This window comes from Streptococcaceae bacterium ESL0687 (assembly GCA_029392475.1).
GTDB lineage: Bacteria > Bacillota > Bacilli > Lactobacillales > Streptococcaceae > Floricoccus.
In genome coordinates this window covers 1,436,985-1,447,500 of sequence record CP113940.1, presented here as the reverse complement: position 1 = coordinate 1,447,500, position 10,516 = coordinate 1,436,985, and the positions used below count along the sequence as shown (strand labels likewise).

Below are 10,516 nucleotides of genomic sequence, written 5' to 3'. Positions count from 1 at the left end.
AAGTCAGGAATAGGAAGAGCAATTCAACATCAAAAGCATGCCCTGGAACTTGCGGGTATCGATTATACCACTAATAAACATGAGGACTATGATATAGTTCATATTAATAGCTACGGCCTAAAAAGTTATCTTTTAATGAAAAAGGCTAAAAGAAATGGTAAAAAAGTTATTTATCATGGGCATTCAACCAGAGAAGATTTTAAGAATTCTTTTATAGGATCAAATCTTATGGCTCCTTTTGTTGGTAAATATCTGGCCTTTTTATATAAACAGGCTGATATGGTTATAACTCCCACAGAATATTCAAAATCGCTGATTAAGGGTTATGGAGTCGAATGTCCTATTCTAGCAATTTCCAATGGAATTGATTTAAAGGAATATGGTCCTAAAAAGGACAAGGAAGAAAAATTTAAGCAGTATTTTAATATTAAAGATGGTGAAAAGGTAGTAATTTCAGCTGGTCTTTATTTTTACCGCAAGGGGATTGATGAATTTGTAAAGGTTGCTGAAAGGATGCCTGATGTACGATTTATTTGGTTTGGTTACTCAAATCCTTATACTATTCCGCGTAAAATAAGAAATATTGTAAGAAAAAATCATCCCTCAAATGTTGAATTCCCAGGATATATTAAGGGTGACATTTATGAAGGTGCCATGACGGCAAGTGATGCTTTCTTTTTTGCCAGCAGAGAAGAGACAGAAGGAATTGTTGTCTTGGAAGGACTTGCTAGTCATCAAAATGTTCTGGTAAGAGATATTCCTGTATTTGACGGATGGCTAGACGATAGCCAGGTGACAAAAGGACGATCAGTTGAAGAGTTTTCTGAAGAATTAAGGGCTATAGTAAATGGACAAATTGATAAAAAGGAAGAAGGCTATAAGGTTGCTGAGAGTAGATCCCTTGATAAGGTAGCTTACCAGTTGGCTGATGCTTATAGGCAGGTGAATGAATTATGAGAATAGGTATTTTTACAGACACTTACTTTCCCCAGGTTAGTGGGGTAGCAACCAGTATAAAAACGCTTAAAGAGACCTTGGAAACCATGGGACATGAGGTCTACATCTTTACAACAACGGATCCCCATTCAAATGACAGTGATGATCCGACTATAATTAGACTACCAAGTGTTCCTTTTATTTCTTTTACAGATAGAAGAATAGTTATGAGGGGACTCTTCCACGCTAATAGCATTGCTAAAAAGCATAAACTTGATATTATTCATATTCAAACGGAGTTTGGTGTCGGATATTTAGGTAAATTTGTAGCTTCTCAGTTAGATATTCCAGTTATCCATACCCTTCATACAAAATATGAGGATTATGTTCATTACATAGCTAAGGGTCATTTAATCCATCCAGGAATGGTTAAATATATGATGAAAGTTTTTCTTTATAAAATGGATGGTCTTATTTGTCCAAGTGCTATGGTTGCTGAGACAGTTGATGGTTACGGAATTAAGATTCCTCGTAGGATAATCCCAACGGGAATTGAACTTGATAAATTTAATAGGCCTGATATAACAGAGGAAAAGGTTAAGGAATTTAGAGAAAAATTAGGAATTTCCGAAGATGAGACCATGCTTTTGAGTATTTCAAGGATATCTTATGAGAAGAATATTCAAAAGGTAATTGAGGCTATGCCAGATGTTATTCGTGAGGTTCCTGTAAAGCTTATTGTCGTAGGAGATGGCCCTTATAGGGAAGATCTTGAGAAATTAGTTGAGAAATTGAACATTGGAGACTATGTTTCATTTATGGGAATGGTTCCTTCAGATGAAACAGCTTATTATTATCATGCAGCTGACTTTACAATTAGCGCTTCAACAAGTGAGACTCAAGGATTAACCTATATTGAAAGTCTAGCATCAGCTACTCCAATTATTGCCAGTAACAATTCTTATTTGAGGGGGCTAGTTTCAAATAAAATGTTTGGTAGTCTCTTTGATGAAGATCAAAATTTGGCTCAGGTAACAATTGATGCGGTGAAAAATACTCCGCAAATGAATCAGGAGTTACTATCAGATAAGCTTTATGAAATTTCTGCTGAGAACTTTGGCGAAAAGGTTTATGAATTTTATTTAGATACAACTATTTCTTATAAATTTAATGGCAAAATCAAGGATGAGTCTTTATCTGAAATGGTTTTAAAAAGTCCAATAACTATTATCAAGGGAGTTGCTCGAACTCCAAAACAGGTAGCAAAATTTGCGAAAAAAGCTGGTGGTCTTCTGAAAAAACAGCCTGAAAATAGTAATGAAATTTGGACTGATTTTGATGAAGATTAGTTTTAATCCTCTGAAAATCTTGGTTTGTACAGGGACAATTTAGGTATTTTTTTGATTAGATTGCTGATATTGTTTGATTATTATGGTAGAATTACAAGAGATAATTAATTTAAATAAAAGGAAGAAAATATGAAATCACATTTAGTAGCAATCATTAGCCGCCTTACAGCAATGGTTGAAGGTGAGAATGAAAAGGAATCACGTAACTTTGAACGTGAAGGACTAGTAGTTGCAGAAGTTACTTATGAAAGAGAAACTGAAACTTTCACTTTAAAATATTCTGAAACAAAAGAACTTGCAACATTTGATAGCATCGACCTTGTAGCTATTGAACTTTTCGAGTTACTTTACTAATAAAAAAGACCTGTCAGTCTTATCTGATGAGGTCTTTTTTGTTAACTCCGTTTTCTTGAAGAAATTTTTCTTTTTGCTTCCGGTTTAGCTTCTTTTTAAACCAATATTCACGTTTTAGGGCCTCGTTTTTACTATCAAAGGATTCCCAGTAGATTAATTTCACTGGAAGTCTGGCTTTAGTATACTTGGCGCCGCATCCCTTATTATGGGTCTTAATTCGTTTAGCTAAATCAGTTGTATAGCCCCCGTAAAAGCTCCGGTCTTTACACAGGAGCACATAGAAATAGGCCTTATTCTTGTCCATAGTAAATCTGAAAAACTTCCTTAGTATATGAGCCATCCTCTTCATGAATAATTAGAGGTGGTAGAATTTGCTCCCCTCCCTTTCGGCCGTCTTTAATGGCATCAATGAGAAGAATATTTGCATTGGCATTTTTTTTAGGGTAAACAAACTGAATTCGTTTGGGAATAATATTTCGTTCAATCATTTTTTGGCAGATTTCAAAAAATCGATCTGGTCTGTGGACCATGGCAAGGTGGCCATTAGTTTTCAGTAATTTTTGAGAAATATCTAAAATTTCATCTAGGTTGGTTGTAATTTCATGACGAGCCATGGTGTAATGCTTGTTATCATTAATATTAGATTCAGGATCGACCTTGAAGTAGGGTGGGTTACATAAAAGGAGGTCAATGCTTGAAGGCTTTAGGTAATTAAGGGAATTTTTCAGGTCATCATTAATGACAGTGACTTGTTCTTCAAGCCCATTAAGGTTAACAGATCTTTGAGCCATATCAGCAAGTCTTTCCTGGAGTTCTATTTCATAGATGGGCACCTTGGTTTTACTGCTGACAAAAAGTCCAACAGCTCCGTTACCTGCACACATATCTACAATCTTAGCATTTTTTTTAGGAATTCTTGGAAATCTACTAAGTAGGACTGAGTCAATTGAATAGCTAAAAACGTCTTTATTTTGGATAATTTTTACATCGGATGAATGGAGTTGATCAACTCGTTCTCCGTCCTTTAAAATTTCTATAGTCATGCAAGTATTATAGCAAATTATTAGAAGGGAGGCATTAGAAAGGAAGCTAGAACTACCTGTTCTTATTGCCATTATAATGAATTTATTATACAATTGATTGACTAATAAAAGGCATGGTGATTATATGTTTTATGCATTCTTAAGAAATTTGGTAACATTTATACTTTATGTGGTTAATGGTAAGGCCGATTTTCATAATGTTAACAGGGTTCCAGATAAATCAGAAAATTATATCCTAGTTGCTCCTCACAGGAGCTTGTGGGATCCGGTCTATTTGGCTTATGCGACTAGACCTAAGCAGTTTATTTTTATGGCCAAAAAGGAGTTATTTAAAAATAAACTTTTTGCCTGGTGGATTAAAAAATGTGGAGCCTTTCCAGTAGACCGAGCAAATCCAGGGCCAAGCGCCATTAAAATTCCCGTTAAGGCCTTAAAGGAAAGTGATAAGTCACTTGTTATGTTTCCGACAGGAAGCCGTCATTCTGATGATATAAAAGGCGGTGTTCTTGTTATTGCTAAAATGGCTAAGGTTAGAATTGTTCCAGCAGTCTATCAAGGTCCTATAAGCTTTAAGGATTTACTGAAGCGGAAAAAGGTTAAACTAAATTTTGGTGAGCCAATTGACGTATCAGATATTCCAAGGGCTAATGAGGCAGGAGTAGAAGAAGTAACCAAAAGAATAAACAAGGCCTTTAAGGATTTGGATGCAGAATTAGATCCAAATTATAAGTATATTCCCAAATAATGAAGAAAATTAGCACTCAAGATATTTAAGTGCTAATTTTTTTGATTTTAAAGGTCAAAAATGGTAAAATGAGGATATAGTTGAAATTAAAATATGATGATAATATAAACGAGGTATAAAGATGGCAGAAAAAAGGGATTATTATGAGGTCTTAGGTGTTTCTAAGACAGCAAGTGATGATGAATTAAAAAAAGCATATAGAAAACTCTCAAAAAAATATCACCCAGACATTAATAAGGATGCAGGTGCTGAAGATAAATATAAGGAGATTCAAGAAGCTTATGAAACCTTAAGTGATTCTCAAAAACGCGCAGCCTATGACCAATATGGTTTTGCTGGAGCCCAAGGTGGTTTTGGCGGAGGAGCTGGCGGTTTTGATGGCTTTGATGGTTTCTCAGGATTTTCAGGCGGCGGCTTTGGCGGTTTTGAAGACATCTTTTCTAGTTTCTTTGGTGGAGGCGGAGGAGCGCAAGCTAATCCAAATGCTCCGCGTCAAGGTGACGACTTACAGTATAGGATTAATTTAAGCTTTGAAGAAGCTGTCTTTGGTGTAGAAAAAGAAATCAAATACAACAGGGAAGAAATTTGTCATACCTGTCACGGAAGTGGTGCTAAACCTGGAACAGAGCCTATTGTTTGTCCTAAATGTCACGGAAGTGGTCAAATTCAGGTTGCCCGTGATACTCCAATTGGCCGTGTTATGACTACAGCTACTTGTGATGTTTGTCATGGTACAGGTAAAGAAATTAAAGATCCATGTCCAACATGTCATGGAAGTGGCCGTGAAAAGGTTGTTCATAAGGTTAAAGTCAAGGTTCCTGCTGGGGTTGAAACTGGTCAACAAATAAGACTTGCTGGTCAAGGTGATGCAGGTATTAACGGAGGTCCTTACGGAGATCTTTATGTAATCTTTAATGTTCAAGATAGTCCTAAATTCAGAAGAGAAGGTAGTGAAATTTTCTATGACTTACCAATAAGTTTTGTACAAGCTACCCTTGGAACAGAGCTTGAGGTTCCAACAGTTCACGGAAATGTAAAACTTAAAATTCCTGCTGGAACTCAAACAGGAACCAAATTCCGTCTTAAAGGAAAAGGTGTTCCTCGTCTTAACGGAAGTGGTAATGGAAATCAAACTGTTATCGTTAACCTAGTAACTCCTAAGAAGATAAATGATGAACAACGTAAAGCTCTAGAAGCATTTGCTAAGGCAGGTGGCGAAAACGTTCATCCTCAAAAAGAAGGTTTCTTTGATAAATTAAAAAAGGGCTTTGAATAATAGATAGTGATTTAGAGAGGGACTTAGGTCCCTTTTAATATGGAAAGAATATGGGTATAATAGCTATATGAATATTGAAAATTATAAACCAGATTTTTTATTGGAAGCAGTTTACCAATTAGATGCTAAAAGTTTAAAAAAACATCAGATAAAAAGTGTCCTAGTTGATTTAGATAATACTCTAATTGCTTGGGACAATCCTGAGGGTAGTGCAGAACTTCGCGCTTGGCTTAAGGAGATGAAAGAAGAAGGAATAAAAGTAATTGTTGTTTCTAACAATACCCATAAAAGAGTAGGTCATGCTGTAAGAAATTTTGACGTTCCTTTTGTTAGTAGGTCCATGAAACCTTTTACCAGAGGTATAAAAAAAGCCTTGAAAATCCTTAATGAAAGACCAGAAAATGCAGTCATGGTTGGAGATCAGTTGATGACGGATATTAGAGCAGCTCATAGGGCAGGTTTGCGAAGTATTCTTGTTAAACAACTTGTGGAAAGTGATTCTTGGCAGACAAAATTTAATAGGGCACGTGAACGTAGGGTTCTGAAGAAAATAGTTGACCAGGACGGTCCACTTGAGTGGAAGAATAGAATTTAAGATTTTTATGGGTAAATATTCGACTGGCTGGATATATTTTCATATAATTGACTGTAATTACTGAAAACTATTGAGTAAAAATTGAAAATTAGGGAGTTTTATGAAAAAAGTTTTAACCATTGCAGGATCCGATTCAACAGGGGGTGCAGGAATCCAAGCTGATCTTAAAACCTTTGAGGAATATGGTCTATTTGGAATTTCAAGTATTACCTCAGTTGTGACCATGGATTATGATAATTCTTGGAAGCATAAGGTAACAGATCTTGGTAGTGACTTACTTGCTAATCAGTTGAAGTCAGCACTTGCAGGAAATAAGATTAGTGCTGTTAAAACGGGTATGATGGCAAGTTATGAAAATGCAAGGGTTGCAAGTGAGTTTATTGACCAATATGCTTGTGAAAAATTACTTGTTGATCCAGTTATTGCCTGTAAGGGGACAGCACAAATCCTTCAACCAGAAAGCCTTGAAGGTCTTAAAGAATACTTGCTTCCAAGGGCTCTAATTACGACCCCTAATCTTATTGAAGCTGGAATTTTGTCTGGACTGGGAGATCTTAAGACGGCAAGTGATATGAGGGAGGCCGCAAAAAGAATTACTGATTTAGGTCCCAGTCAAGTTTTAGTTAAGGGTGGCCATAGATTAGGAATTGATAAGGCTCTTGATATTTACTATGACGGTAGTGACTTCTATGAACTTGAGGGAGAGCTTTACCAGACGGACTTTAATCACGGGGCAGGTTGTACCTTGGCAGCTGCCATTACAGCAGGTATGGCAAAGGATATGAAGATGCTTGATGCTCTTTTGCTGGCTAAAAGTTTTGTTGCAGCTGCTATTGAAGATGGAATTGAGATTAATAAATACCTGGGCCATGTTTGGCACGGAGCTTATAATCATGCAGAAAAGAGGATAAAGGGTTAATAATGAGGAATAAAAAGATTCAGGGTACTGTTTTAGTAGCTATATTTGCAAGTTTAGTGGTTATTGCTACTAGTATAAAGATTCCCCTACCAACGGGTGCTTTTGTCCATTTGGGGAATGCCACCTTACTTCTGGCAGTCTTGCTTTTGGGCTATTTTAAAGGATCTTTAGCAGGAGGACTTGGTTTTGCTATTTTTGATGTTTTAAATGGATATGTCAGCGAGGCACCATATTTCATAGTAGAAGCTTTTATTGTTGGTGGAGCAGCTTATTTAGCCTTCTTGTATTTTAAGAAAAATCCAAAGAATGTTGGTCAATTATTTGTCATCGGGCTTGTAACTGGTCTTGCTAAACTGGGCATGACTTTTTTAAAAAATTTAGTTATCCAACTATATCTGGGTCAAGGATTTGAGGTTTCTGCTAGTTTAGCCCTTGCAAAATTACCTGCCACCCTTATTAATATAAGTATTACAATTGTTGCTGTATGTTTACTTTACTTCCCTTTAAGAAGTGCTATGCGAGCATTAAAATTACAGGATTAAAATTAGGTAAATTCTACTAGTCCCAAGTCTTTTCAAGTGGTTAAGCTTGGGGCTTTTTGGTATAATGAGAATATGAATAAATTAGATTTGAAAGACTTACACTGTATTGGTTGCGGGGCAACCTTACAGGTAGACAACGATAAACAATCTGGCTATACGCCAAAGTCTGCAATTGAGAAGGGACTTGAAACAGGAGAGCTTTACTGTCAGCGCTGTTTCCGCCTGCGCCACTACAATGAGGTAGCAGATGTTGAGATGACTGATAAGGACTTCCTCCGCCTGCTTAATGAGCTTGGAAACACTGATGCCCTAATCGTAAACGTGGTTGATATTTTTGACTTTAACGGTTCTGTTATTCCGTCCCTCCACCGTTTTGTCCAAAATAACGACGTACTTCTAGTCGGAAATAAAAAAGATGTCCTACCGCACGCTGTTGGAACTAGGAAACTTACCCAGTGGTTAAAGGAGCGAGCACACGAAGCAGGACTTCGCCCTATTGATGTGGTCCTAACTAGCGCCTTCAACCAAGATGATGTAAGAAACTTGATGGAAAAAATTGATGAGTACCGAAAAGGTCGCGACGTCTACGTGGTTGGGGTAACAAATGTTGGTAAATCAAGCCTGATCAACTCAATCATTAAGATTGCTACAGGAGAAGAGGATGTTATTACAACTAGCCGCTTCCCGGGAACAACCCTTGATAAAATTGAGATCCCGCTTGATGAAGAAAGTAATCTGGTTGACACACCGGGGATCATCCACCACCACCAGATGGCTCATTACCTTGGTAAAAAAGATCTCAAGCTAATCAGCCCAAGTAAGGAAATTAAGCCCGTAACCTACCAGCTTAATCCGGAACAGACCCTCTTTTTAGGAGGACTTGCTCGTTTTGATTATCTGCAGGGGGAAAAACAAGGGTTCACAGCCTATTTTGCCCGTGACCTAAAACTACACAGGACAAAACTTGAGGGTGCAAGTGACTTCTATGAAAAACACGTCGGTGGTCTTTTAACTCCGCCGCAAAAAGATGAGGTCGCTGAGTTTCCAAAACTCCGCCGGGTTGAATTTTCAATCAAGGAAAAAACTGATATCGTCTTCTCAGGACTAGGATGGATTCGTATGGCTCAACCTGGAGTCGTAGCCTGCTGGGCCCCTGAAGGAGTCGACATATTAACAAGAAAGAGTATTATTTAAATGGCATTAACTGGAAAACAAAAAAGATATTTAAGATCTGAAGCCCATCACTTAAACCCAATCGTTCAAGTCGGAAAAAATGGCTTAAATGATGAGGTTAAAACAAGTATTCGTAACGTCCTTGACGCCCGCGAACTTATCAAGGTGACCCTTCTACAAAATACTGATGAGACTGTGGAAACTGTGGCAGAAGCCATGGAAGAAATGGGATTTGATGTGGTTCAAGTAATCGGCCGCATGGTCGTTCTTTACAAGGTTTCTGAACGTAAGGAAAATCGTAAAATTTCTCAAAAGGTTAAAAGCCTTTAAGAAGGAAAGTAGGCTAGGAAGATGCCCTTTGAATTATTGACACCTTTTACAAAGGTTAAACCCTATCAGGAAGAAAAAAATAATCGTAGACAAATTGGAATTTTTGAAGGATTTTTTAATCCTGTTCATAATGGGCACTTGCTGATTGCTGACCAGGTCTGCCAGTTCCTAAATTTAGAAAAGGTCTTACTTTTTCCGGAGTATTCTTCATCAGATCATGTGGTGCGAATGCTTGAGTTGGCCCTTTTGGAATTTGAACAGAATAATATAGGAATTGATCTTCATGCCCATCAAAATCCTGGAATTACTAGCTATCATCTGGTGAAAATGCTAATTGAAGAAAATCCAGATGTTGATTTTTATTATATTCTAGGTGGAGATAGGGTTGGTAACCTAGATAAATTCTATAAAATCGATGAACTTGTAAAAATGGTTCAATTTGTTGGGGTACAAAGGCCAAAATATAGGGTTGGAACTAGCTATCCTCTAATCTGGGTTGATCTTCCTACAATGGATATTTCATCAAGTGCCATCAGAAAATATGTTAAAGAGGGCATGAAACCTAATTACCTCCTGCCAAATTCTGTTCTTGATTATATTTTGAAGGAGGGATTATATGACTAAATACTATTCTGAACTTGGTTTAACAAGAAAGGAACTCCTTGAAAAAATCAAGGCTCAAATGAGTGACCACCGGTTTAAGCACGTTTTATCAGTTGAAGAAACAGCAAGAAAACTTGCTAAAATCTACGGGGTTGATGAGGATCAGGCAGCCCTTGCTGGCCTTCTTCATGACTATGCCAAGGAGCTTCCCAAAGAGGAATTTAGGGAGCTTATTCAAAAGTATGAATTGGATCCTGACCTTTTGAATTGGGGAAACAATGTCTGGCATGGAGTGGTTGGAATCTATAAGATTAAAGAGGACTTGGGACTAAAGGATCCTGAAATTCTTGAAGCAATCAGAGTCCATACTGTTGGCTCAAGTTCTATGACCACTCTTGCAAAGATTGTTTACGTTGCTGATTATATTGAACCAAATAGGGATTTTCCTGGTGTTGATAAGGCACGAAAACTAGCTAAAAAAGATTTGGATGCGGCTGTAGCCTTTGAAACTCAAAAGACGATAGAACATCTTTTAAATAAAAAAATACGGGTTTACCCGCAAACAATTGAAACCTACAATGCTTATATTTCTTACTTAAAGTAGATATTTATAAGTAAGACATGCATGTAGATATAGAAAATATTGGAGAA

General features: G+C 37.1%; 14 protein-coding genes (1 of these 14 running past the window's edge). 12 read left to right on the top strand and 2 right to left on the bottom strand.

Going from position 1 to position 10,516, the window contains the following annotated elements:
• The 3 genes from OZX60_07030 to OZX60_07020 all read left to right on the top strand — a co-directional run.
• Positions 1 to 957, top strand: partial view of a glycosyltransferase family 4 protein gene (locus OZX60_07030; protein WEV45178.1) — the 3' portion only. Its footprint begins 42 nt before the window's first position; the window shows 957 of its 999 coding nt (coding positions 43-999); the start codon falls outside the window, past its left edge; it ends in the stop codon at positions 955 to 957.
• Positions 954 to 2,285, top strand: a complete 1,332-nt coding sequence (locus OZX60_07025) for a glycosyltransferase family 4 protein (protein ID WEV45177.1) — start codon at positions 954 to 956, stop codon at positions 2,283 to 2,285. Before OZX60_07030 ends, OZX60_07025 begins: the two co-directional genes overlap by 4 nt.
• Positions 2,286 to 2,414: 129 nt before the next feature.
• A complete protein-coding gene (locus tag OZX60_07020) occupies positions 2,415 to 2,639 on the top strand; it encodes a YkuJ family protein (protein WEV45176.1) in 225 nt (74 codons plus the stop codon).
• 19 nt (positions 2,640 to 2,658) lie between these two features.
• Here OZX60_07020 and OZX60_07015 read toward each other — a convergent pair whose 3' ends face one another.
• Together OZX60_07015 and OZX60_07010 are read right to left on the bottom strand one after the other, a co-directional pair.
• Complete coding sequence (locus OZX60_07015; protein WEV45175.1) at positions 2,659 to 2,943, bottom strand: GIY-YIG nuclease family protein; 285 nt, start codon at positions 2,941 to 2,943, stop codon at positions 2,659 to 2,661.
• A complete protein-coding gene (locus OZX60_07010; GenBank protein WEV45174.1) occupies positions 2,930 to 3,682 on the bottom strand; it encodes a tRNA1(Val) (adenine(37)-N6)-methyltransferase in 753 nt (250 codons plus the stop codon). The genes OZX60_07015 and OZX60_07010 overlap by 14 nt, the downstream gene beginning before the upstream one ends.
• 124 nt (positions 3,683 to 3,806) lie before the next feature.
• Here OZX60_07010 and OZX60_07005 point away from each other — a divergent pair, with 124 nt between their 5' ends.
• From OZX60_07005 to yqeK, 9 genes are all read left to right on the top strand, one after another.
• Positions 3,807 to 4,427, top strand: a complete 621-nt coding sequence (locus OZX60_07005; protein ID WEV45173.1) for a 1-acyl-sn-glycerol-3-phosphate acyltransferase — start codon at positions 3,807 to 3,809, stop codon at positions 4,425 to 4,427.
• Between the two features lie 121 nt (positions 4,428 to 4,548).
• On the top strand, positions 4,549 to 5,703 hold the full coding sequence (dnaJ, locus tag OZX60_07000; GenBank protein WEV45172.1) for a molecular chaperone DnaJ: 1,155 nt from the start codon (positions 4,549 to 4,551) through the stop codon (positions 5,701 to 5,703).
• A gap of 67 nt (positions 5,704 to 5,770) precedes the next feature.
• Positions 5,771 to 6,298, top strand: a complete 528-nt coding sequence (locus OZX60_06995; GenBank protein ID WEV45171.1) for a YqeG family HAD IIIA-type phosphatase — start codon at positions 5,771 to 5,773, stop codon at positions 6,296 to 6,298.
• Positions 6,299 to 6,398: 100 nt separating this feature from the next.
• On the top strand, positions 6,399 to 7,217 hold the full coding sequence (gene thiD / locus OZX60_06990) for a bifunctional hydroxymethylpyrimidine kinase/phosphomethylpyrimidine kinase (GenBank protein WEV45170.1): 819 nt from the start codon (positions 6,399 to 6,401) through the stop codon (positions 7,215 to 7,217).
• 2 nt (positions 7,218 to 7,219) lie between these two features.
• On the top strand, positions 7,220 to 7,759 hold the full coding sequence (locus OZX60_06985; protein WEV45169.1) for an ECF transporter S component: 540 nt from the start codon (positions 7,220 to 7,222) through the stop codon (positions 7,757 to 7,759).
• 72 nt (positions 7,760 to 7,831) lie between these two features.
• Positions 7,832 to 8,953: a ribosome biogenesis GTPase YqeH gene (yqeH, locus tag OZX60_06980; GenBank protein WEV45168.1), complete on the top strand. Its 1,122-nt coding sequence runs from the start codon at positions 7,832 to 7,834 to the stop codon at positions 8,951 to 8,953.
• Complete coding sequence (gene yhbY / locus OZX60_06975) at positions 8,954 to 9,262, top strand: ribosome assembly RNA-binding protein YhbY (GenBank protein WEV45167.1); 309 nt, start codon at positions 8,954 to 8,956, stop codon at positions 9,260 to 9,262. It abuts the gene before it with no gap.
• A gap of 21 nt (positions 9,263 to 9,283) precedes the next feature.
• Positions 9,284 to 9,886, top strand: coding sequence for a nicotinate-nucleotide adenylyltransferase (locus OZX60_06970; GenBank protein WEV45166.1), 603 nt, complete (start codon positions 9,284 to 9,286; stop codon positions 9,884 to 9,886).
• Entirely contained in the window at positions 9,879 to 10,469 is a 591-nt protein-coding gene (gene yqeK / locus OZX60_06965; protein WEV45165.1) for a bis(5'-nucleosyl)-tetraphosphatase (symmetrical) YqeK, read from the top strand. The genes OZX60_06970 and yqeK overlap by 8 nt, the downstream gene beginning before the upstream one ends.
• Positions 10,470 to 10,516: the final 47 nt, after the last annotated feature.